18 protein-coding genes are annotated in these 22,698 nt (G+C 70.7%); 10 read left to right on the top strand and 8 right to left on the bottom strand.

Features of this window, described 5'->3' with window-relative positions:
* Nucleotides 1-803 precede the first annotated feature (803 nt).
* Both ACFPIJ_RS04340 and ACFPIJ_RS04335 read right to left on the bottom strand, forming a co-directional pair.
* On the bottom strand, nucleotides 804-1,319 hold the full coding sequence (locus ACFPIJ_RS04340) for an SMI1/KNR4 family protein (protein ID WP_380113272.1): 516 nt from the start codon (nucleotides 1,317-1,319) through the stop codon (nucleotides 804-806).
* A gap of 31 nt (nucleotides 1,320-1,350) precedes the next feature.
* Entirely contained in the window at nucleotides 1,351-2,034 is a 684-nt protein-coding gene (locus tag ACFPIJ_RS04335; RefSeq protein ID WP_380113271.1) for a DUF1963 domain-containing protein, read from the bottom strand.
* 59 nt (nucleotides 2,035-2,093) lie between these two features.
* Between ACFPIJ_RS04335 and ACFPIJ_RS04330 the strand changes: the two genes are divergently transcribed.
* Nucleotides 2,094-2,786: a hypothetical protein gene (locus tag ACFPIJ_RS04330; RefSeq protein WP_380113270.1), complete on the top strand. Its 693-nt coding sequence runs from the start codon at nucleotides 2,094-2,096 to the stop codon at nucleotides 2,784-2,786.
* Here ACFPIJ_RS04330 and ACFPIJ_RS04325 read toward each other — a convergent pair.
* Nucleotides 2,783-3,154 carry a winged helix-turn-helix transcriptional regulator gene (locus ACFPIJ_RS04325; RefSeq protein WP_380113269.1) on the bottom strand — a complete coding sequence of 124 codons (372 nt, stop codon included), beginning with the start codon at nucleotides 3,152-3,154 and terminating at the stop codon, nucleotides 2,783-2,785. The two genes, ACFPIJ_RS04330 and ACFPIJ_RS04325, sit on opposite strands and share 4 nt — an antisense overlap.
* An 80-nt stretch (nucleotides 3,155-3,234) precedes the next feature.
* On the opposite strand from ACFPIJ_RS04325, the gene ACFPIJ_RS04320 reads away from it, so the two are divergent.
* The 3 genes from ACFPIJ_RS04320 to ACFPIJ_RS04310 are packed head-to-tail and all read left to right on the top strand — an operon-like array spanning nucleotide 3,235 to nucleotide 5,745.
* Nucleotides 3,235-4,071, top strand: coding sequence for an SDR family oxidoreductase (locus ACFPIJ_RS04320; protein WP_380113268.1), 837 nt, complete (start codon nucleotides 3,235-3,237; stop codon nucleotides 4,069-4,071).
* Between the two features lie 58 nt (nucleotides 4,072-4,129).
* Nucleotides 4,130-4,612: a SigE family RNA polymerase sigma factor gene (locus ACFPIJ_RS04315; protein WP_380113267.1), complete on the top strand. Its 483-nt coding sequence runs from the start codon at nucleotides 4,130-4,132 to the stop codon at nucleotides 4,610-4,612.
* Nucleotides 4,609-5,745, top strand: a complete 1,137-nt coding sequence (locus tag ACFPIJ_RS04310; RefSeq protein ID WP_380113266.1) for a hypothetical protein — start codon at nucleotides 4,609-4,611, stop codon at nucleotides 5,743-5,745. The genes ACFPIJ_RS04315 and ACFPIJ_RS04310 overlap by 4 nt, the downstream gene beginning before the upstream one ends.
* Here the strand turns inward: ACFPIJ_RS04310 and ACFPIJ_RS04305 are convergent.
* The gene (locus ACFPIJ_RS04305; RefSeq protein ID WP_380113265.1) at nucleotides 5,742-6,371 is read right to left on the bottom strand and encodes a hypothetical protein; all 630 of its coding nucleotides are present in this window, start codon (nucleotides 6,369-6,371) and stop codon (nucleotides 5,742-5,744) included. The genes ACFPIJ_RS04310 and ACFPIJ_RS04305 overlap by 4 nt on opposite strands.
* Before the next feature lie 132 nt (nucleotides 6,372-6,503).
* Between ACFPIJ_RS04305 and ACFPIJ_RS04300 the strand changes: the two genes are divergently transcribed.
* The 4 genes from ACFPIJ_RS04300 to ACFPIJ_RS04285 all read left to right on the top strand — a co-directional run bounded on the left by ACFPIJ_RS04300 (nucleotide 6,504) and on the right by ACFPIJ_RS04285 (nucleotide 11,613).
* Nucleotides 6,504-8,429: an IPT/TIG domain-containing protein gene (locus tag ACFPIJ_RS04300; RefSeq protein ID WP_380113264.1), complete on the top strand. Its 1,926-nt coding sequence runs from the start codon at nucleotides 6,504-6,506 to the stop codon at nucleotides 8,427-8,429.
* Between the two features lie 204 nt (nucleotides 8,430-8,633).
* On the top strand, nucleotides 8,634-9,620 hold the full coding sequence (locus ACFPIJ_RS04295; RefSeq protein ID WP_380113263.1) for an efflux RND transporter periplasmic adaptor subunit: 987 nt from the start codon (nucleotides 8,634-8,636) through the stop codon (nucleotides 9,618-9,620).
* The gene (locus tag ACFPIJ_RS04290) at nucleotides 9,617-10,291 is read left to right on the top strand and encodes an ABC transporter ATP-binding protein (protein ID WP_380113262.1); all 675 of its coding nucleotides are present in this window, start codon (nucleotides 9,617-9,619) and stop codon (nucleotides 10,289-10,291) included. The genes ACFPIJ_RS04295 and ACFPIJ_RS04290 overlap by 4 nt, the downstream gene beginning before the upstream one ends.
* Nucleotides 10,288-11,613, top strand: coding sequence for an ABC transporter permease (locus tag ACFPIJ_RS04285; protein WP_380113261.1), 1,326 nt, complete (start codon nucleotides 10,288-10,290; stop codon nucleotides 11,611-11,613). Before ACFPIJ_RS04290 ends, ACFPIJ_RS04285 begins: the two co-directional genes overlap by 4 nt.
* 50 nt (nucleotides 11,614-11,663) lie before the next feature.
* Here the strand turns inward: ACFPIJ_RS04285 and ACFPIJ_RS04280 are convergent, their stop codons facing one another.
* The gene (locus ACFPIJ_RS04280) at nucleotides 11,664-13,976 is read right to left on the bottom strand and encodes an AbfB domain-containing protein (RefSeq protein WP_380113260.1); all 2,313 of its coding nucleotides are present in this window, start codon (nucleotides 13,974-13,976) and stop codon (nucleotides 11,664-11,666) included.
* A 169-nt stretch (nucleotides 13,977-14,145) separates the two neighbouring features.
* Entirely contained in the window at nucleotides 14,146-16,986 is a 2,841-nt protein-coding gene (locus tag ACFPIJ_RS04275; protein WP_380113259.1) for a PQQ-dependent sugar dehydrogenase, read from the bottom strand.
* A gap of 624 nt (nucleotides 16,987-17,610) precedes the next feature.
* Between ACFPIJ_RS04275 and ACFPIJ_RS04270 the strand changes: the two genes are divergently transcribed.
* Both ACFPIJ_RS04270 and ACFPIJ_RS04265 read left to right on the top strand, forming a co-directional pair.
* A complete protein-coding gene (locus ACFPIJ_RS04270; RefSeq protein ID WP_327007819.1) occupies nucleotides 17,611-18,255 on the top strand; it encodes a DUF6230 family protein in 645 nt (214 codons plus the stop codon).
* On the top strand, nucleotides 18,230-19,897 hold the full coding sequence (locus ACFPIJ_RS04265; RefSeq protein ID WP_380113258.1) for a DUF6114 domain-containing protein: 1,668 nt from the start codon (nucleotides 18,230-18,232) through the stop codon (nucleotides 19,895-19,897). Before ACFPIJ_RS04270 ends, ACFPIJ_RS04265 begins: the two co-directional genes overlap by 26 nt.
* Here the strand turns inward: ACFPIJ_RS04265 and ACFPIJ_RS04260 are convergent.
* Complete coding sequence (locus ACFPIJ_RS04260) at nucleotides 19,885-20,955, bottom strand: CaiB/BaiF CoA transferase family protein (RefSeq protein WP_380113257.1); 1,071 nt, start codon at nucleotides 20,953-20,955, stop codon at nucleotides 19,885-19,887. The two genes, ACFPIJ_RS04265 and ACFPIJ_RS04260, sit on opposite strands and share 13 nt — an antisense overlap.
* 2 nt (nucleotides 20,956-20,957) lie before the next feature.
* The gene (locus ACFPIJ_RS04255) at nucleotides 20,958-22,631 is read right to left on the bottom strand and encodes a DUF885 domain-containing protein (protein ID WP_380113256.1); all 1,674 of its coding nucleotides are present in this window, start codon (nucleotides 22,629-22,631) and stop codon (nucleotides 20,958-20,960) included.
* Nucleotides 22,632-22,698: the final 67 nt, after the last annotated feature.

The following is a 22,698-nucleotide window of genomic DNA, read 5'->3' as shown; positions in this document are numbered from 1 at the left end:
GCCACCGAGCCAGCACCGCCGGCCGCACCAGGTCGGGCCGCGCCGCGCCGCACTGGGACGGTTTGGACAGGACCGCACCCCGCCGTGCCTCGCGCGTACCCCGCCGCACCGGGCTGGGCTGGGCCGCACCGGGTTGGGCCGGGTTGGGCCAGGTTGGGCCAGGTTGGGCCAGGTTGGGCCAGGTTGGGCCAGGTTGGGCCAGGCCGCACCGGGCCGCACCAGGTTGGGTCGGGCCGCACCGGGCTGGGTCGGGCCGCACCGGGCTGGGTCGGGCTGGGTCGCGCCATTGGTCGCCTCCGCTGGTGTGGTGACGGACCGCAACCACGCCACCTGCCCCGCGCGGCTGGAGGCTGCGCGAACCACCGAGCCCGAGGACCGGCACCCGGATTCACTCCACGCGGATCTACCCTCACCAAGGACCGCAACGAGCCGCTGCCACAGGATCTCGGGGACGAACCACCGCCAACGACGCCGACTCCGCGAGGATCAGCGCCGCGGCCGGGATCCCTCACCGAACCGAGGCGCACGCCGCCGCCCGGCCGGTCGCACGCCATCCGCGCAGACGTGTCCTTCGCTCATGAGGGGTCCCTGGGCACCTGGCCCGGAGATCGTTCGGCTTGTCGCGTCGCCAACCGCTCGACAAGACCTTGCACAGATCGAGGTCGCGGACCGGCCGCCCGCGCGACCAGGGGACGACTGCGATCGACCCGCCATGATCGAGCCTAAGGAACCCGGGCGGGGCAGGCAGCGCCCCGGACCGCGCCCGACCGGCTGTCGGGCGGGGCGGCGACAGGCATGGAGGGTCAGAGTTCCTCGTCGTAGTCCCGCTCCGGGCGGAGGGACTCGACGAAGGTGGCGAAGTCCGGTGCCAGCACCGTGATCCGGTAGTCGCGTTCCTGGTCGACGTGGACCACCTGTGGTTCGCCGCCGGAGCCGCAGGATCGGTAGTCGAAGGCGATCATGTCGTGGCCGGCCGAGGGGCAATCGGCGAAGTACACGCCGATGGCGGGGTAGCCCCACTCCTCCATCCAGAAGTGGCTGCCGCCCGCGCCTGCCAGGGAGTACCGCAGGTCGCGGCCGATGCCCATGATGCCGTGCACCTCGATGTGGTCCTCGGCCCAGGTGGTGGGGGTCGGTGCCGGGCAGCAGGGGCGCCGGGGAAGGCCGCCGTTGTGGGTGCGCATCAGGGCCACGTAGGACGCCGGCAGGCGGTAGCCGAGTTCCGCTTCGACCGATGCGATGAGCGGGTCGGACGGGGGGCCGGAGACGTAGGTCAGGGCGTATTCGCCGTCGTCCCAGAAGTCGGCTGGGAGTGGCATGCGGGGGTCCTTCGGTCGAACAAAAAAATGGTCAGGCGGTTTCGAGGTAGCGGCGGGCGGCGGTGAGGCGGCCCACGGCCAGGTCGGCTTCGGGGAGCCAGAAGGAGACGTTGACGACCTCGCCCCAGGAGGTGCCCGGCTCGGCCTCCAGCTGGAGCAGCGGGCGCAGGCCGGGCAGGTGCAGGAAGGCGTCCCGCTGCCAGCCGAGCACCTGGTGCCGGGGCGGCCGGCCGGCGGTGTCCTCGGCCAGGTCGCGGGCGTTCATCGCGGCGACCGGGTCGGTGGTGAAGGCGTCGAGGAGGGCGGGGGCGTCGTACGGCGGGACGGACCCGACCCGGTTCGCGGCGAGCGGCAGCGGCGGGATGACCTGGACGCCGGCCGGGGCGGGCCGCGGGGGAAGCCCGGCGGGCATGTGCAGCACCAGGCAACCGTCGTCGTGCCCCGGGTCGCCGTGCAACGCAGAACCAGCGGTGAAGGCGTCCTCGTGGAAGAAGAGCAGAGCGCCGGTGGTCGGGAGGGTCCAGGTCTCCGGCAGCAGGGCGGCGAGGTCGGCGCAGTCGAGGAGGGCGAGGAGGGTCATGGGGGTGCCGCCGTACGTGGGCCAGTCCGTCCCGTCAGGCAGGCCGGGCAGTCCGCCGTAGCAGTGCCGGGCGGTGGCCGCCGCGGTCACGGTGAGGGCGGCGGCCGGCTCGATCAGGGACTCGAACAGGTGCATGCGGGTCCTCGAGACGCGGTGGAAAGCGGAACTGGCACGGGGACTTTAGCGTGGGTTTCATGGAGCCCTCGGCGATCGTGGTGAGTGTCGTCGCCTGCTTCGGGGTGGCCGTCGCGCTGATCGTCGTCGCGGCGGTGGTGGCGGCGCGGCGGGAGCGGCAGCGGCGGGAGGCGTTGCGGCTCTGGGCGAAGCGGCACGGCTGGCAGGTGGTGGACCGGCCGCAGGTCGAATGGGGACGGCGGATGCCCGGCCGGAACCGGCGGGGTGTGTCGCTCGCGCTGTTCGGGACGCTGGGTGGGCGGCCGGTGGGCATCGGCGACTACTCGCACACGACGACGTCGACGTCGACCGATGCCAACGGGGCGAGCCAGACGACGAGCACCACCCATCATCATGTCGCGGTGGTGGTGCGGCTGCGGATGCCGCGGCCGACGGTGGCCGTGCACCGGCGCGGCGGTGGGTCGAAGCTGTGGCGGACGCTGTTCGGGGACAAGGCGACCGCGGTCGGATATGAGGCGTTCGACCGTGCGTACCGGGTCAATGCCCCGGACCCGCGCCTGGTCAGGACCGTGCTCGGCGGGCCGCTGGTCGCGGAGCACGTCGCGGGGCGGTTGCCGGACTGGAGTGTCGAGGGTGACGAGCTGATGACCTTCGTGCCGGGGCGGATCGGGGCACCCGACGGCATCCCGGCACAGTTCGGCCCCCTGCTGCGGGTCGCAGAGCTGATCGAGGCGCACGCAACAGCAATCTAGCGGGCTTCGTCGTAGCGGGCCTGCGCGGCGGAGATGTCCGGCATCGCCGCCTGGAGCAGGTCGATCAGCTCCGCGAGTTTGGTCGCGATCCGGCGGCCGGGGTCGGTGATGCTGTATTCGACCCGCGGCGGGATCGTGCTCTGCACCGTGCGCAGGACCAGACCGTCCCGCTCGAGGGCGTGCAGCGTCTGCGACAGCATCTTCTCGCTCACGCCGTCGACGCGGCGGCGCAGCTCATTGAACCGGTACGTGCCGTCCAGCAGCGCGGCCAGCGACAGGATGCCCCACCGGCTGGTGACCGTGTCCATGACGGGTCGCGACGTGCAGTTTTTCGCGAAGACGTCGAACACCAGCTTCTCGAAGGACATGAGACCACGGTAACTCAAGGTTTGCACTTTCTAGAAGTTAGTGCTTACTGTGAGAGAGTAACTAGGACGAGGGAGTTCTCATGACCATCACCGTCACCGGTGCCACCGGCCAGCTCGGCCGTCTCGTTGTCGCCGCACTGCAGAGCAAGAACGTGCCGGTCACCGCCGCGGTCCGCAATCCAGCCGCAGCCGGCGGCGAAAACGTCCGGCTGGCCGACTACGACCGGCCGGAGACGCTGGTGCCGGCGTTCGAGGGGACCGACCGGCTGCTGCTCATCTCCGGCAACGAGGCCGGCCGGCGGGTCGAGCAGCACCGGGCCGTCGTCGACGCCGCGGTGCGGGCCGGGGTCGGCCACATCGTGTACACGAGCATCACCCGGGCGGACACCTCGACCAACCCGCTCGCACCCGAGCACAAGGCGACGGAGGAGCTGATCGTCGCGTCCGGCCTGCCGTACACCTTCCTGCGCAACAACTGGTACTTCGAGAACTACACGGCCAGCCTGGCCACGGCGCTGGAGCACGGGGTGATCCTCGGCGCCGCGGGTGCGGGCCGGGTGGCCCCCGCGACCCGGGAGGACTTCGCCGCCGGCGCCGCGGCGGTCCTGACCGGCGACGGGCACGCGGGGAAGATCTACGAGACCGGCGGCGACGCGACCATGTCCCTCGCCGACCTGGCCGACGAGGTCACCGCGCAGTCCGGCACCAAGGTCGCCTACCAGGACCTGCCGGCCGACGACTACGCGCAGGCACTGATCGGGTTCGGGTTGCCGGAGGGGTTTGCGCGCCTGCTCGCCGCCGCCGACGTGTCGATTGCGCAGGGTAGCCTCGACGTGGCGACCGGTGACCTGTCGGCGCTCATCGGGCGCCCGACGACGACGCTCGCCCAGGCGGTGGCAACGGCCCTGAAAAAGTAGGGAACGCGGCGGTGTCCTCATGCGTGTGTGTGCTGTGGGGACGCCAGTAATGACAGCGATGTCCAGGGCACCGGTCGACGACTTCGAGTCGTTCTACCGGGCCGAAGCCGATCGGCTCTACCGCGCGCTCGCCGTCACGCTCGGCGATCCGCATCTCGCCCGCGACGCCGCGGACGAGGCGTTGGCACGCGCCTACGCCCACTGGGGCAAGGTCCGTGACCACGACAACCCGGGTGGATGGGCGTTCCGCGTCGGACTCAACTGGGCCACCTCCTGGTGGCGCAAGGTCCGGCGGGAACGCCCGCTGCCGTCCACGGAGACGGGCGCCCGCGTCGACGGGCCGGACTCGCATGCCGGCGCGCTCGCCGCACTGCGCCGGCTGCCGCTGCCCCAGCGCGCCGTGATCGTCTGCCGGGTCCTGCTGGACCTGTCCACGGTAGAGACCGCCGCGGTCCTCGGCGTCGCCGAGGGGACCGTCAAGAGCCGGATGGCGCGCGGCCTCGCCGAGCTGCGCCAGGCGCTGGGTGAGGAGCAGTCATGACGATTGATGACATCGCCGCCACGGTGCGCCGGGCGGCCGACGCGGTCCCCGACAGCCGCTCCGATCTCTCCACGGTGCTGCGGCGCCACCGGATCAACAAGCGACGCCGCACCGCCGTGGCGGTGGCGGCGATGGTGGCCGTCGTCGCGGCGTCCGGCGCGACAGTGACGCTCACCCAGCGGCACGAACAACCGCAGCCGCCGGCCCAGGTGCAACAGACGCCGGAAAGCAAGGCACCCGAAACGCCGGCAGCGAAGCCGCAACGGCTGCCGCTCGACGTGGGCTGGGCGCTGGGGCAGGACAAGAACGGCGGCAAGGTCACGGTCTACGACGTGCGGAGCATGCTGGAGATGCGACCCGACCAGCGGCTCGTCGCCACCCCGGTCCCGGCGGTCGTCGACGACGTCCGCTCGTGGGTCGCGCTCGACGACGGCCGGTTCGTGGTGCTCGGCGGCAAGGACCTGAAGCCCGGCGTCCAGCGCCAGGACGGCCCCGACGTCACCGACTACGCGATCAGGCTGCTGGTCCTCACCCCCGACGGACGGATCACCCAGCAGCGTGAGGTACGCGTCCAGGGCCAGGACGTCGAGCTCATCGGGGCGACCGCGACGACCGCCTACCTGTACCGGACCCCGGGCCGCATCGTGGCGCACGATCTCCAGACCGGGGCCGAGCAGCCGCTCTCCGCGCTGAATTCGGTGCCCGACCGGGCGACCACCAGGCTGTCGGTCCAGGGCGGGCTGCTGTTCTCGGTGCCGGAGCAGTCCTGCGACCTGACGGCCACCGAACTGGCCACGGGCCGCAAACTGTTCACCGTGCATCTGCCCGGCCTGCCCGAGTGGTCCTGCCGGACGGCGTGGCCGGCCAGGCTGTCCCCGGACGGCCGGACCCTCGCGATGGCGGTGAAGGGCGGCGACGACGAACAAGCGACCGTGAGCCTGCTGAAGATCGACGTCGCCACGGGCAAGGTGACCCCGTTCCCGGTGAGCGGCGGCCCCGTCAGCAAGGAGCTGCGCCCCGGCCCGCTCGGCGTCGGTTGGCTCGGCGGCACTGTCCGGGTCGCGTGGGTACGGATGCCCTCGCCCGGCGTGCACCCCCTGAGCGAGTCGATCCAGGTCACCGACATCGGCTAGTAGGACGCCGCGACGGTTGCGACGCCCGCGCCGACCAGTGCCACCGCCCAGACGGTGTCCAGGTCGACGCGGGCCAGCCGCTCCAGCCGCGAGCCCACCACCTGGTAGGCGACCAGCGCGATCACGCCGGCGACGGTGACCATGGCGGCGGTGTGCACGCCCGTGGCCAGGAAGCCCATCCACAGCGGGTCGCCGCCCGCGCCGTGCGCATGACCGGATACGGCGCCGGCGGGCGGGTTCGCGACCAGCACCGGCACGAGCATGAGGCCGGCGCCGTGGACGCTCGACATGAGAAACGACCACCCGGCGAGCTGGGCCGCGGACAGGTGCAGCCCGGGTGCGCCGACGTGCCGGCGTGACACCGCCCGCCACAGGCCGAAGCCGACCAGGACGGCGCCGCCGCCGATCGCCACGAATCTGGTCGCGACCACCGACTGCAGGGCGCTGACCAGGCCCGCGACGACGAAGATCGAGGCGGCGTGCCCGGCGGCGACCGGCGCCAGGGCCCGGAGCACCGCGGCCCGACTGCGCTCCTGCACCCCGTTGGCGACCGCCAGTAACCAGCCCATGCCGGGGTTGAGGCCGTGGAAGGCCCCCATTGCCGCGAGCAGCGCGATCACCGGCATGGTCCCGCAGCCTAGTGCGGATGTCATCCGGCCGGTGGACACCGGCCGGGTGGTCTTCGCGGCAACGCCTCAGGCCGCCCCCGGCGGAGTCGATGGCAGGCACGACGCGGTCAGCGACTTTGAGGAGCACGGATGCGCCCTGGAGCACGAATCATCGTCCGCACCGCCTTCGGCCTGTTGATGGCGGCCGGTGGCACCCTCGTGGCGGTGCCCCCGGCGGCCGCGGCAACCCAGCCGAACGCCGGCCTGCCGCACGCCGTCGGCGGGTTCACCGCTCCGACGACCCGCACGGACGCGAAGCACAGGATCGGCGTCTCCGCCGCGCTGCCGGACAGCGCGAGCGTCAAGACCAACCTGCCGGCCGTCGGCGACCAGGGGCAGATCGCCTCGTGCGTGGCCTGGACCATCGCCCACTCGCTGATGGGCTACTACGCGAAGAAGGACAACGCGGCCGGCGCCCCGTACGCGCCGCTGTACCTGTACATGCGCTCGGTGCAGAAGAGCGGCGCGCCGAACACGGGCCTGCAGCCGGAGAAGGCGCTGACCGAGGCCGCCACGAACGGCGTCGACACCCAGGACGACTACGTCCAGGGCACCACCAACTACACGATCCAGCCCACCGCCACGGAGATCGCCAACGCCCGCAACTACAGGGTCGCCAAGTGGACCACCCTGCTCGCCGGTGCCGGGCAGGGCACCGCCGGGCAGCTCGCGCTGGAGACGGCGATCGCCGCCGGTTCGCCGGTCGCCATCGGCATGCCGGTCTTCAAGGACTTCATGTACCTCACCGGCAACACCCTCTACAAGACGACGACCGGGGCCAACCTCGGCGGTCACATGGTGACCGCCTACGGGTACGACGCCGAGGGCCTGTGGATCCGCAACCAGTGGGGCACCTCGTGGGGCGCCGCCGGCGACGCGCACCTCGGGTGGGACTTCGTCAACAAGAACGTGCAGGCCGCGTACACGATCAGCGGGGTGAACACGCCGTCCTCCGTCACCGCGCCGCGGCCGTCGGTGTCGACGCTGTCGCAGGTCCGTGGCTCGGTCACGGGTGGCACCGAGGTCATCATCGCCGGTGGCAACCTGAGCAGCGCCACGGCGGTGAAGTTCGGCGAGACCGCAGCCCAGTTCCGCAAGGTCGAGGCGAACGGGGTCACCACCCTGGTCGCCACGACGCCCCCGCACGCCAAGGGCGCCGTCGACGTGACCGTCATCAACGCCGCCGGGGCGAGCGCGCTGAACTCGCAGGCGCGCTTCCTGTACCAGCCGCCGCTGCCCGTCGTGACCAGCCTCAGCGCCGCGAGCGCGTCCGTGATCGGCGGCGACGTCCTGACGGTCACCGGGGCGAACCTGGACGGCGCGACCACGGTCCGGATCGGCGCCAACGCCGCCGCCAACGTGAAGGTGATGTCGCCGACGACTGTCGCGTTCACCGTGCCGGCGAAGCTCGTCACCGGCATCTACGACGTCACGGTGGTGACGCCGTCCGGCGTCAGCGCGACGGTCGCCGCCGGCAAACTCGCGATCGTCAACCCGCCCGCGCCGACGATCACGGCCCTGAGCGCGACCAGCGGACCGACGTACACCACCACGCCCGTCGTCGTGACCGGCACCAACCTCAGCGGCGTCACCGCCGTCCGGGTCGGCACCGTGAGCGCCATGTACCAGCGCATCTCCGACACCCAGCTCAAGGTCACGATGCCGGTCCACCCGGCCGGGCCGGCGACGATCAGGGTCACCACCATCAGCGGCGTCGTCGAGGGCACCGCCACGCCGTTCACCTACATCGCGCCGCCGCCCCCGTCCGTGGCCGCGGTGACCCCCGCGGCCGGTGGCACCAGGTCGTGGACGACGGTCGAGGTCTCCGGCGCCAACTTCGCCACGGTCGACCGGGTCACCTCGAACGGTGTCGTGGTCTCCTACGCGAAGCTGTCGGAGACGAGGCTCAAGGTGTACCTGCCGCCGCGCGCACCCGGCACGGTGCAGATCCAGGTCATCACCAAGGGTGGCACCAGCGCCGCTGCCCCCGCGTCGACCTTCACCTACAAGGTCTGACGCGCTCCAGAGCGACCGCCCCGCACCGGCACCGGCGCGGGGCGGTCGCCTGCATGACCGGCAACAGAGCCGGAGGGGTTGCTTCGGAACGCTGTCATCTTCAGTACATTTCCTCACCCGAATCGGATGCATGACGGGGCATCGCCTCACCCTGACGACCGCTACCCTTTGCCGGACTTCGATCCTTGCTGGGGGTGAACCCGGGTGCGACGAATCCTTTTCGCGGTGGCCGCCGCCGGTGCGCTGAGTGCACTGGGTGCTTGCACGGCATCGGGCCCGGAGGAGGTGAGCACGCCCGGGCTCGCCGACCGGGGCGTCACGATGACGACGGTGAAGCCGACCCGCCAGGACCTGGCCAACAAGGTGAGCCTGAGCGGCAAGGTGCAGCTGACTCCGACGTTCGGCCTGGTCGCGCCAATCGACGGGGAGATCCGCTATCTCGACGTGAAGGCCGCGACGAGCACGCCGACCAAGCCCACCAAGGTCGCCAACATCTGGGTCAACGGCAAGGCCACGCCGATCGAGGTGCCGGCCGGTGCCACGTTCAGCGGCCGGCTCGTCGACGACCGGTCCAAGGTGACCGCCGGCATGCCGATCGTGTCGGCGAAGCAGGCCGGCTACGGCGTCGTCGCGGACATCGAGGGCGCCCAGGCGTACCAGATCTCCGACAAGCTCGAGTCGGTGCAGGCCCAGATCAAGAGCGGTCCCGGCCCGTTCCCGTGCACGGTCCTCGGCACGCTCGCCGCGCTGCCGGCCGGCACCATCCCCGAGCCGGTCACCCCGACCCCCAACCCGTCGGCGCCGCCCACGGCCGCCCCGCCGAAGGTCGTCGGCCAGCCGCAGCAGCCGTCCGAGCCGACGGGCATGCGCCTGGTGTGCGTGCCGCCGGCCGACGTCAAGACGATCAACGGCGCCGCGGCGACCGTCGAGGTGATCACTGCCCGCGCCACGAACGCCCTTGTCCTGCCCGTGGAGGCGGTCGCCGGCGCGCAGGGCAAGGGCAAGGTCGACGTGATCAAGGCGGACCAGACGAAGGAGACCGTCGAGGTCACGCTCGGCCTCAGCGACGGCAAGGTCATCGAGATCAAGAGCGGCCTCACCGGCGACGAGACGGTCGCCGTGCCCGGGCCGAACCTGCCCGCCGCCAAGAACAACGGTGGCGGCGAGCCGATGCCGGGATTCACCAAATGAGTCCGCTCATGGAGATGGTGGGGATCACCAAGACGCTCAAGGGCCAGCAGGAGCCCCGGGTGATCCTCGACGGCGTCGACCTGTCCGTCGCGTCCGGCGAGAGCGTCGCGATCCTGGGCCGCTCCGGTTCCGGCAAGAGCACCCTGCTCAGCCTCATCGGCCTGTTCGACCGGCCGGACGGCGGGCAGTACTTCATGGACGGCCGAGACCTGGCCCGCATCTCCGAACGCAGGGCCGCTGCCCTGCGCAGCGAGCGGTTCGGCTTCGTGTTCCAGCGGTTCTTCCTGCTCAAGCACCTCACCGCCGCGCAGAACGTGGCGATGGCGCTGGTCAACGGTCAGGGCTGGCTGCCGCGCCGGCACCGCCGGGCCCGAGTGCTGGAGGCGCTCGACCTGGTCGGGATCGCGCACCTGGCCAAGCAGCGCCCGGCCAAGCTGTCCGGCGGTGAGCAGCAGCGGGTCGCGGTCGCCCGGGCCCTGGTCCGGCAGCCGAAGCTGCTGCTCGCCGACGAGCCCACGGGCGCGCTGGACACCGAGACCGGCAACCTCGTCATCGAGGTCATGCGCGCCGCCACCGACCGCGGCTGCGGGCTGATCCTGGTCACCCACGACCACGCCCACGCGGCGAAGATGCAACGCGTGCTGTCCCTGAACAACGGGGTGCTGACATGATCAGGCTGTCGGGGCGGTTCCGGTCGGCGCTCATCATCGGCGGGCAGGGCATCCGGTCGCGCAAGCTGCGCACCTTCCTGTCCATGATCAGCCTCTTCCTCGGCGTGCTGGCGGTCGTCACCGTCCAGGCGGGCGCCGAGACGGCCAAGACGCTGCGCCTCGCCGACCTGGAGCTGCACGCGGGCAAGGACGGCACCAGGCAGATGTACGTGCCGCCGCTGCCCGACGCGATGGACGCCGCCCTCACCACCGTGGCCGGCAAGCCCGGCGCCGTCGGGCTCATGGGCTACCAGGCGATCATCGGCGAGCCGAACGTGCTGCCGATCAACCAGGGCGCCGCGCCGTTCGACAGCAGCGACGGCGGCTACTACGGCCCGGGCATGCAGGTGTACTGCGACCCGATGACCGGCGAGTGCCGCCCCGTGCAGCCCGACCCGGGCTCGCAGCAGCCCAAGGGCCAGGCGATCGAGGTCGTGCTGCAGGGCCTGACCGGCGACATCCGGCAGTTCCGCCCGTTCCGGCCCGTCACCGGCGACTGGCTCGACTTCAGCGGCGACCCGTCCTATTCACCGCGCCTGGTGCTCAACAAGGAGGCCGCGAAGGGCTTCAACCGATACCAGGTTCCCGCGGAGATGCGGGTCGAGGGCGCGACCGCCAACCCGACGCCCCGCATCATCGGCGTCATCGACGACGGCAACCCCCAGCCGACCGCCTATGTGCGGGTCGACGAGATGCGCAACTGGATGCCGAAGCCGGTGGCGAACCAGATGTACGGCCCCGGCCTGCAACTGATGTTCGCGCCCGGCGCCGGAGAGACCGAGGCCCTCGTCGTGCGCAAGCTGACCGCGCTCGGCGTACCCCAGGACATGATCAACGTCCAGATCGTCAACGAGCGCAAGAACATCGCCAACGAGCTGGCGGTGATCCGCTGGATCTTCCTCGGCATGGCCGGGCTGGTGCTGCTCATCGGCGTCGCCGGCATCCTCAACGTCGGGCTCGCCACCGTCGGTGAGCGGGTCGAGGAGTTCGCGCTGCGCCGGGCGGTCGGCACCCCGCGCTCGCTGCTGGCCGGCATCGTCCTGGCCGAGACGCTGTTGACCGGGCTGCTGACCGCGGCCGCCGCGATCGGCGTCGGGGTGCTCGCGCTCGACGTCGGCGCGCGCCTGCTCTCCTCGCGGGCGCCGCAGCTGCACGACGTGAGCTTCCCCTGGCAGGCCGGCGTCGCGGGGGTCATCGCGGGCCTGGTGGCGGGCCTGCTCGGTGGCCTGATCCCGGCCGTCCGCGCGGCCCGGATCCCGATCGCCACCGTGATGCGCGCCTGAAAGTGAAACTGGGGGACGCCGGTCGGCGCCCCCCAGTTTCGATCCACCCTTTACGGGGCCCAGGGGTTCTCCACGGACCACGTCGTGTCCTCGGTGAACGATGTGGGGTTGTCCCACGCGTTCGGACCGCCGGGAGTCGCCAGCCACAGCTCCGACGCCCGGTGGCGCAGGAACTGGCCCGGGAAGTTCCAGGCGGTCAGCCGGACCCCGCCGGTGCCCTGCTGGGCGCACCAGGTGGCGTCGGCCTTGAACAGCGCCGAGTTGTCATTGGCGTCCTTGCGGACCCGGTATGCCTGGTGCCGCAGGTACTGACCGGGGTAGTTGCGCGACTCGAACGAGTAGCAGGTCGAGTCGGCCAGGCCCGGCACGATCCGCCAGGTCGCGTCCTGCTTCAGCAGCGCGCTGCTGTTGGCGTCGACGACCTCGGTGTAGCCGAGGCTGTTCTGGTGCCGGATGTACCTGGTGGTGCAGCACGGCGTCACGACCCGGAACGAGTGGTACCCGCTGGGCAGCGTGGCCGGTGGTGGCGGGTTGGTCGAGGCGTTGATGAGCGCCTGGTTCGCCGCCCGGAACCGGGCCACGTCGACCTTCATCACCTGCCGGTCGTAGGTGAGGAAGCCGTTGCTCTCGTTCTCCACGTCGGTGATCTCGGTGTAGACCGACGCGGACAGGCCCGCTGGCATGCCGCCGGTGCGGATCTGGTCGTACAGGCCGACGATGCGGTTGTTGAGGTTCGTGGCGTTGCCCTGGTCCTCGTAGCTGAATCCGTTGCCAGGCGACCACTCATGGCCGGCCACGCGAAGGCCGAGGCCGCCGAACTCGCCCAGGACCGCGGCCCGGGTCGCGGTCGGCAGGGTGGAGCCGGGACCGACGTAGATGTGGTTGTCGATCACGTCGCCGTTGTCGCCGTCGACGGAGCCGCAGCAGTTGACCCCGCTCATGTTGTTGACCAGGCGCGACGGGTCGTAGGCCTTGACCTCGTTGGCGATGCGGGCCTGGTCGTACTGGCCCCAGCCCTCGTTCTGGTCGACCCACATGACCAGCGCCGGTGAGCTGCGGTGCTGGTCGATGATGCGGTCGTACTCCAGCTCCCACTGGGTGCGGGCGGCCGTGGTCGGGTTCTTGCCGGTCGGCATGGCGGGCATGTCCTGCCACACCAGCAGGCCGAGCTGGTCCGCGGCGTAGAACCAGCGCTGCGGCTCGACCTTGATGTGCTTGCGGACCATGTTGAAGCCCAGGTCCTTGTGCGCCTGCAGGTCGGAGCGCAGGGCCGCGTCGGTGGGCGCGGTGTAGATGCCGTCGGGCCAGTAGCCCTGGTCCAGGGTGCCGGACTGGAAGACGAACTGGCCGTTGAGCAGGATGCGCAGCTTGCCGTTGACGCTGCCGATCGAGATCGAGCGCATCCCGGCGTAGCTGCCGACCGAGTCGACCACGGTCGAGCCGCTCTTGAGATCGACGCGGACGTTGTACAGGAAGGGATCGCTCGGCGACCAGCGGTGCGCGTTGGGCACCGGGACGCTGAACGCGGCGCCGGTGTTGCCGTTGGCGGTGCCGACCTGGGTGGTGCCGTTCAGGACGGTGGCGGTCACGGTCTGCCCGGACAGCCCGGCGCCCTGCACGTTCACCGACAGGGTGTTGTTGGAGATGTTCGGCACCAGGTCCACCCGGGTGATCCGGGCGGTCGGGGTCGGCTCCAGCCAGACCGTCTGCCAGATGCCGGACGCGCCGGTGTAGAAGATGCCGCCGCCCGCGTGCGGCAGCACGTCGTTGCGGCGCTGCTTGCCGACGGCCTGCGTGCCGGCGTCGGTCGGGTCGTAGACGCCGACGATGATCGTGTTGGTGCCACCGTTGAGCAGGCCGGTGATGTCATACGTGAAGGCGTCGTAGCCACCGCTGTGCACGCCGCCCGCCTGGGTGCCGTTGACCCACACGGTGGTCTGCCAGTCGACCGCGCCGAAGTTGAGCTGGACCCGGCGGCCGGCCCAGCCGGACGGGATCGTGAAGGTGCGCTTGTACCAGAGCTTGTCGTTCTCGGTGACCTTGCGCTGGATGCCGGACAGGGCCGACTCGACGGGGTAGGGCACCCGGATCTGCTCGCCGAACGTGGCGGGCGGGCTGGTCTGGCCGCTGCCGGTGACCGCGAAGTCCCAGATGCCGTTGAGGTTCTGCCAGTCGGTCCTGGTCAGCTGCGGGCGGGGGTACTCAGGCAGCGGGTTGGTCGTGGACACCGAGTTGGTCCACGGGGTGGTCATCGGTGGTGTCTTGGGGGTCCATGCGCTCGCCGGACTCGCCATGGCGATCACGGTGCCCGCCGTGGCCAGCAACGGGGCCAGGGACAGCGCGAACCATCTGGAGAGCTTCATAAGGCTCCTCGAGGTATGCGTCAGCCCCGGTGGCGGCCGAGGCTGGTCCGTGGAGACGACGGACGTCCCCACGGACCAACACATACACTCACGATCCAACGAAGAGTGTCAAGAGTCACTCATCAATGTCCCGCACAAGCGGGGACAGTGGATCGCACATTTTCCAACATCAGGCGCCGATGAGTTCGAACTTCTCCCAGGGCCCGATCGCCGCCCGGTTCGCGATGAGCGAGCCGGCGCCGTTGTTCTCCGCGGTGACGTACTGGCTGTTCACCGTCGCCTGCAGGCTCTCGCTGCCGTCGGCGTTGCGGATCAGGTTGAACGTCTCCCACGAGCCGGCCGTCGCCCGGTTGGCGAGCAGCGGGTTCGCGCCGCCGTTCTCCGCGCAGACGAACTGGCCGTTGGCCTTCGACTTCAGTGCCACCTTGCCGCCGCCGAGGTCGACGAGCTCGAACTGCTGCGCGGTGCCGATCGTCGCCGAGTTGGCGATCAGTGCGGTGGTCGCGTTGGCCGCGGTCACGTACTGGTTGTTCGTCAGCGAACGGAGGCTGACCGTCGGACCGGTCGAGCTGGTCCCGGTCGTGAACGTGAACGCGTCGACGTCGAACAGGTAGCCCGTGCCGCCCTTGAACACCAGGTAGAGCGTGGTGGCGGTGCTGGGCGCGCCGGCGAGGTTGGCCGTGACGTTGGCGAACGTCTCCCAGCCGCCGGTCGGGGCGACCGTGGCGGTGCCGAGCAGGGTGCCCGTCGCCGAGCCGGCGCGGATCTCGATCGTGCCGCCGGAGCCCGCCGAGGAGACCCGGGCGGTGAACTGGGTGGCGTTGTTCAGCAGGTACGGCGTGTAGGAGATCCAGTCGCCGTTCTCGATGAACCCGGCGGTGTTGCCGCCCTCGGCCGCCGCGTGCGGGGCGACCTGGACGCCCGACTGGGCGCCGAAGTGCTCGCCCTGGCGGTGCTTCGGCTGCAGCGTGCGGATCACGTGCGTGGTGAGCCCGCCGTTGTCGGTGTACGCCGCGTCGAAGACGCCGAAGATGTTCGCGGCCGCGTCGTGCTCACCGTCGACCGGCACGGTGATCGAGCCGGTGCAGCCGGTCTTCGAGGTGATCTGGTGCGCGTGGCTGTCGTGACCCAGCGAGTAGGTCATGCTCACCCGGCTGCAGTTGATCGTGCCGTCCTCGGGATCGGTGACGCTGATCGTGAACGGCACCGTGTCGCCGAAGTTGAACAGCTGGCCGTTCGCCGGCAGGGACAGCGTCACGGTCGGCGCGCTGTTGCCGACGGTGATGACCGTGCTCGCGGAGCCGGTGAGGCCCTGCGGGTCCTTGACGGTCAGCGTCGGCGTCTTCGTGCCGTTGGTGGTGTAGGTGTACGAGGGGTTCGCGGCCGTCGAGTCGGTGGTGCCGTTGCCGTCGAAGTCCCAGGCGTAGGTGAGCGCCCCGCCCTCGGGGTCGGAGCTGCCCGACGAGGAGAAGCTGACCGTCAGCGGGTTGGGGCCGGACGTCACCGACGGAGTGATCTTCGCTGTCGGCGCGCGGTTGCCGCCGCCGATGTACTCCACCCGGTACAGGGCCTGGTTGTTGCTGCCGGTGCCGTAGTCCAGCACGTACAGCGCGCCGTCGGGACCGAAGGCCATGTCCATGACCTGGGTACCCGCCCACGGGAAGGTCGAGATCTCGCCGGGGCTGCCGTCAGCGTTGACCTTGACGGGCTTGATCCAGCGACGGCCGTATTCACCGGCGAAGAAATTGCCGTCCAGGGACTGCGGGAACTTCACCGCCGAGTTCAGCGACGCGTTGTAGCGGTACACCGGACCACCCATCGGCGACTCGGAGCCGCCGCCGAACTCCGGCGGGGTGCCGGCCTCGCCGCCGTAGCGGATCCAGCTGGACTTCGCCGCCGGCAGCGTGGTGAGGCCGGTGTTGCGGAACGAGTTGTTCGTGGGTCCGCCGCAGTTGTACTTCGGACCGGTCGCGTTGGTCGCGAAGTTCCACTCGTTGTAGGTCTCGGCCGTGGTGTTGGTGCCGGTGCAGTACGGCCAGCCGTAGTTGCCCGCGGCCGTGATCCGGTTGAACTCGACCTGGCCGCCCGGGCCCCGGTTGGGGTCGGCGGCGCCGGCGTCCGGGCCGTAGTCGCCCAGGTAGACGATGCCGGTCGGCTTGTCCACGGTCATCCGGAACGGGTTGCGCAGGCCCATCGCGTAGATCTCGGGGCGGGTCTTCGCGGTGCCCGGCGCGAACAGGTTGCCGGAGGGGATGGCGTAGGTGCCGTCGGTGTTCGGCTTGATCCGCAGGACCTTGCCGCGCAGGTCGTTGGTGTTGGCGGCGGAGCGCTGCGCGTCGTACTGCGGGTTGCGGTCGGTCCGCTCGTCGATCGGAGCGTAGGAGCCGGACTCGAACGGGTTCGTGTCGTCGCCCGTGGTCAGGTACAGGTTGCCCGCCGCGTCGAAGTCGATGTCGCCGCCCACGTGGCAGCAGCTGCCCCGGTCGTTGTCGACGGTCAGCACGACCTTCTCGCTGGCGAAGTCGAGCGTGTTGTCGGCCTTCAGCGTGAAGCGGGAGAGGTTGAGGTGCCCCTTCCAGGGCGCGAAGTCGGCGGCGGTGCCGGAGGCCGGCGAGTCACCCGCAGGGGTCGACAGCGTCGGCGAGTAGTACAGCCAGACCCAGCGGTTGGAGGCGAAGCCGGGGTCGACGGCGACGCCCTGCAGGCCCTCCTCGTCGTGCGTGTAGACGGAGAGCTTGCCGGCGACCTTGGTGTTGCCGGCGGCGTCGGTGACGCGGACTGTGCCGTCCCGGGCGGTGTGGATCACGGTGCGGTCCGGCATCACGGCCAGGGACATCGGCTCGCCGAGTTCGGCACTGCCGAGGGCCAGCTGGACGTGCTGGTAGTCGGTGGCCGGGAGGGGGATCGCGGCGGCGGCGGGTGCGTGGGCCACCGCGGCCACGACGGAACTGCCGGCGGCGAGGGTGGCTGCGGTGAGCAGCCGTCTCCACCGGCGCGGGGATGGTGCCATTACGGGGGGTCCTTCCTGGGCTGATGGGGGTTCCAGCCAGGCAAGACGCGCGCCGATCGCGCTTCCTGAATTGCGTGCGGTGCGGGGCGCCGACCCTTCGCGCGCGCGGGCGGTGACAACTGTGGCGGTGGATGGCGGCCACCGTGTTAGTTATCAGAGCTAACTAACCACCGCGGGAGGCAAACGGCAATGCTGAGTTTTTCAAGATGTGGCATTTCGGCTATTGCGCGGAGAACTCACGACAGTCGATGTGCACATTGAGAACCTCCGGGGTTTGTCGTTATAAAACCGTGACCCGATGCCAGATCGCTCACATGTGGTAACCGTCACAGCGGCCCTTTGTCCGTCTTTGCGCTCTTTGAAGGCCGGTCATCGCCCGGAAACACCCCGGTAACCGATTACGCAGCGTGTGATTTCTGGACTTGAGCCGTTACCGGCCAGTAACTACGGGCCTTGTCCGCGCACGTGGGAGGCGGCAACATCGTCCGCACGCCCCACCTCCCGGTTCCACCCCCTGTTAGCGCAGGGCCGGCCGGGGCGTCGAGACACCAAGGCCGGTGCGAGCGCCCCAGTGACAGGGAGCGCCGCACCGTATGCACCCCCGCGACCCAAGAGGAGCTTCACGTGTCCGTAGCTCAGGGCAGCGCGGTGAAGGGCCGCACGAGATGGAAGCGTTTCGCAACCGTCGTCGTGCCTGCCACCTTCATCGCCGGCGCCATCGTCTTCGGCCAGGCGACCGGCGCGATCGCCGCGTCGTTCAGCGTCTCCGGCCAGCAGTTCAAGGTCTCCGCCGACAAGCTCGAGGGCACCGGCTTCGTCCAGTACGGCGGCCTCGCCACGGAGAAGGGCGGCAACCCCGCCAACCCGGCCGACCCGAAGAACCACTTCGTCGCGGTCTCCGGCATCAAGTCCGCCAAGCTCTACAACCTGTGCCAGTCGGTCAAGGTCCCCGGGCTGCCCGTCAGCATGGTGATCCACGCCGGCCAGGCCGCTGGTGCCCCGGCCGAGGCGACCGACCTGCTGATCGACCTGACGTCGCTCAAGGGTGACGCCACGTTCGAGAACATCCAGATCGGCATCGACGCGTCCGACCTGACCAAGGGCGGCGACAAGGCCAAGGGCCTGCAGGGCAGCTTCGCCCAGCAGGCGGACAGCGTGGTCATCACCAACCTCAAGCAGGTTGCCTGGTCGACCACCGCCGGCACGTTCAAGCTCACGGGTCTCGACCTGAGCCTCTCCACCGGTGGCACCCCCTTCGAGTGCTTCTAGTTCCACTGCCTGGGCCCGCGGCGTCAAACACCGCGGGCCCAGTTGTGTTCCCGTTCGATTGCTTCTGCTGGAGGATCCCGTGACCACTCCCACCCCCTCGCACGCCAGACGACGTGCGACCTCAGGTGGCTTCAGTGGGTGGCGTGCCCAGCGTCCGTTCTGGGGCGGCTGGTTCCTGATCCTGTCCGGAGTGGAACTCTTCCTCAGCGCCAACCTGAAACTGGCCCTGGAGGTCCACTTCGGGCCGACGGGGTTCCTGTCCTATGTCATCCCGGCGATGCTGCTCCTCTGCGGCATCCTGACCTGGGTGTCCCCGGGACAGCGGCTGTTCTACGGCATCCTGGGCACGCTCACCGCGCTGTACTCGATCATCGGGCTCAACCTCGGTGGCTTCTTCCTCGGCATGATCCTCGGCGTCGTCGGTGGTGGCCTGGCCGCCGCCTGGTCGCCCGGGACCGCACCCGCCGATTCCGCAGAGTCCGCCGATGAGGACGACACCCAGACCTACGCACGGGCGCCGCTGAACGACCTGCTGTCCGATGAGACGGACGAAACGGCGTACGAGCGGCCGTCGCTGCGCAAGGCGACGGACTCCCCATATGAAGAGCCGACCCGGGAGCAGCCGGCGTTCGACGAGCCCACCCCCCGGCCCACCTCCGGCGTGCTGACGGACTCGCTGCCGATCGCGCAGCGCAGCCCGCTGCACGACGACTACGACGCACCCACCAGCGGTGGGGCGGGCAGCGCCGACGACGAGCGTCCGCCGACGGGCCACGACGGCCTGCCCCGGCGGCGCGGGCTCGGCGTCCCGCTGTTCGCGCTGCTGCTCACCGGTGCCGTCGCCGGTGCCTCGCTGTTCGGGGCCACCCACGGGGCCGCGCCGGCGTTCGCCGCGCCGGCCGCCTGCGCCAGCCCTTCGGTGAAGACCAGCACCGGCACCCAGCCGGCACCCAGCGGCGGCGCGACCTCCGCGTCGCCGAGCCCCAGCCCGTCGCCGGCGACGACCGAGGAGGAGAAGCCGGGCCTGCTCGACTGGCTCGGCGGCCTCTTCGGCGGCGGCAAGCAGGCCGACCCGGTGCCGTCGGCGTCGGCCACCACCGCACCGGCGTCGGCCGCGTCGCCGACCACCTCGGCGGCGGTGCCGGGCACGGCGAAGTCACCGGCGAAGGCGACGGCCTGCCCGAGCGCCTCGGCCTCGATCAACGACAAGAAGGCGAAGATCGCGGAGGGACAGCCGCACGTGGCTGCCGCGCCGTCGATCCTCCTCGCCGAGACGATGACCATGGACAGCCTCGTCTACGACGGGGTTGCGGAACTGACGAAGAAGGACGGCAGCAAGGTCAAGGTGCTGGCGTTCAGCATGAAGAACTCGGTGTCGACGCCGTTCGAGCTGCGGACCCCCGGTGCGCCGAAGCCGCTGCTGACGAAGAGCAAGAAGCTGACCGTCGAGGGCAACGTGAAGTTCTACACGTCGAAGTTCTCCGCCAACGTGCTGGGCATCATCCCGTTGACCTTCACCCCGTCGTTCCCGCCGCCGCCGATCCCGCTGCCGGGGTACTACACCGACTGCAACATCGAGCTCGTGTATGTGCAGTCCAACGTCCTGACCGCAGAAGAACTGAGCATCGCCTACGCGACCTGAGGGGGTGGAAGTCGATAGGTCACCGGGGTCTCCGACAGTCTGATCGGGGACGCCACTGACCTGGCACCGTCGACTTCCACCACCGGCGCGAGTCCCAGCCGCTCAGCGAGCGCGATCCCCTCCGCCACGGTGTTCACCGGCCCGCACGGCACTCCCGCCGCACTCAACGCCTGGATCCAGTGCGCCTTCCCCTGGTGCACCGTCACCGCCTCGATGGCCTCGATGAGCGTCTGGCGGTGCGCGACCCGTCCCGCGTTCGTGGCGAAGCGATCGTCCTCAGGCAACCCCAGCGCGCCGGCCAGCTTCTCGAACTGGCGGTCGTTGCCCACCGCCACCGCGAACTCGCCGTCGCCGGCCCGCAGCGTCTCATAGGGGGCGATGCTCGGGTGCCGGTTGCCCATCCGCTGCGGGACCACCCCGGCGTTGAGGTAGGCCGAGGCCTGGTTGACCAGGCCCGCCAGGAGGCTGCTGAGCAGGTCGACCTCGACCCGCTGGCCCCGGCCGGTGCGCTCCCGGGCATACAGGGCGGCCAGGATCCCCGCCGTCAGCTGCTGCCCGGCCAGGACGTCCACGAGCGCGACGCCCACCTTCGTCGGCGCGCCGCCGGGGTCGCCGGTGATCGACATCAGCCCGCCGACCGCCTGCACCAGGAAGTCGTAGCCGGGGGAGTGCTGGTGCCGCCCGAAGCCGGTGACGCTGGCATAGATCAGCCGGGGGTTGCCGATCTGCTCGTAGCCCAGGCCGAAGCGTTCCATCGTGCCGGGGGCGAAGTTCTCCACCAGGACATCCGCCGACTCCGCCAGTCGCAGCGCCTCGCGTTGCCCGTCCCCGGTGCTCAGGTCGAGCGCCAGACCGCGCTTGTTGCGGTTGACGGACAGGAAGTAGGTCGAGCGGCCGTCGGCGGCGAACGGCGGACCCCACGAGCGGGTGTCGTCGCCCACGCCGGGCCGCTCCACCTTGACGACGTCGGCACCGAGGTCGCCGAGCGTCATCGTGGCGATCGGCCCGGCGAGGACTCTGGAGAAGTCCGCGACGAGGATCCCGTCGAGCGCCCCCACGGTCAGATTCGCTGGAGCGCGGCCCGCAGCGGGTCGAGACCGAGCGAGCCGAGGTTGAGCGCGTCGCGGTGGAACGCCTTCAGGTCGAAGTCGGCGCCCTTGCGGGCCCGGGCGTCGTCGCGGGCGGCCAGCCAGGCGCGCTCGCCGAGCTTGTAGGCCGGGGCCTGGCCGGGCCAGCCCAGGTAGCGGTTGAGCTCGAAGCGGAGGCTCTTCTCCTCGACCCGGCAGTGCGCCCGCAGGAACTCCCAGCCCAGCTCCGGCGTCCACCGCTCGCCCGGCGCGAAGCCGAACGGGTTGTCCCGCGGGATCTCCAGCTCCAGGTGCATGCCGATGTCGATGATCACGCGGGTCGCGCGGAACGCCTGCCCGTCGAGCATGCCGAGCTTGTCGCCCGGGTCGGCGAGGTAACCCAGCTCGTCCATGAGCCGCTCCGCGTAGAGCGCCCAGCCCTCGCCGTGCCCACTCGACCAGGCCAGGATGCGGCGCCACCGGTTGAGCAGCTCGGCCCGCACGTAGGTCTGGCCGATCTGCAGGTGATGGCCGGGGACACCCTCGTGGTAGACCGTGGTGACCTCGCGCCAGGTGGAGAACTCCTCGACGCCCTGCGGCACCGCCCACCACATCCGGCCCGGGCGGGAGAAGTCCTCGCTCGGCCCGGTGTAGTAGATGCCGCCGTCGGACGTCGGCGCCAGCATGCACTCGATCTGCTGCACCTGGGCGGGGATGTCGAAGTGCCGCCCGTTGAGCTCCTGCACCGTCGCGTCGGCGAGCGACTGCATCCAGTCGCGGAACGCCTCCTTGCCGCGGATCGTGCGGGCCGGGTCGGCGTCCAGGGCGGCGACCGCGTCGTCGACCGAACCGCCGGGCACGATCTTGTCGGCGACGGTGCGCATCTCGCTCTCGAGGCGGGCGAGCTCCTCGAAGCCCCACGCGTAGGCCTCGTCGAGGTCGACGGTGGCGCCGAGGAAGTAGCGGGAGGCGAGCTGATACCGCTCGCGGCCGGCGGCCTCCTTCTCCCGGCCCATCGGCGCCAGCTCGCGGCGCAGGAACTCGCCGTGCGCGATCGTGGCGGCGCGGGCCGCCTCGGCGTTGCGGGCGAGCTCCGCGGCGAGCGTCGCGGGTGCTCCGGCGCCGACCTTCGCGGCCAGGTCCGGGTAGAAGTTGTCACCCTCGGGGTCGGCCCAGACCTCGCACTGCTTGGCGACCTCGATGATCTGCCGGGCCGGCGCCACGTGCCCCTGCTGGGCGGCGTGCAGCAGCGAACGCTGCCACTGCTCCAGCGCGGCCGGCACCGCACGGAGGCGGTCCTTGATGTTCGTCGCGGCCTCCTCGCCCTCGGTCGGCATGAGGTCGAACGAGCTCCGCACCCCGTGCAGCGGGCTGGAGATCACATTGATGTCGCTGGTCATGTCGCCGGCCTCGAACCGCTCCAGGGCGAGCCCCAGGCGCTCCTGCATGGCCTCCTTGGCCACCCGCTCCGTCTCGGTGGCAGGGGTCTCGGCGGCGAGCGCGGCAAGGGTGTGCCGGTCGAGGTCGGCGAGAGCGGCGAAACCGTCGGGCGAGAGGTCGGTCAACCTGTCGTCATGCCCGGCCACTCCGACGAAGGTCGCCCCGATCGGGTCGAGGGGCGCCCATTGCTCGACATAGCGGTCGGCGATGTCATCGATAGATCCCACGGGCCGACCCTACGCGACCGCATTGTTGGTTGTCGCCCATGTCCAGGCCAATTCGCAACCAGTGGCC

The organism is Dactylosporangium cerinum (assembly GCF_042653625.1).
Taxonomy (GTDB): Bacteria; Actinomycetota; Actinomycetes; order Mycobacteriales; family Micromonosporaceae; genus Dactylosporangium; species Dactylosporangium cerinum.
The sequence above is the reverse complement of the archived record's forward strand: the minus strand, read 5'-3'. Positions and strand labels throughout refer to the sequence as shown.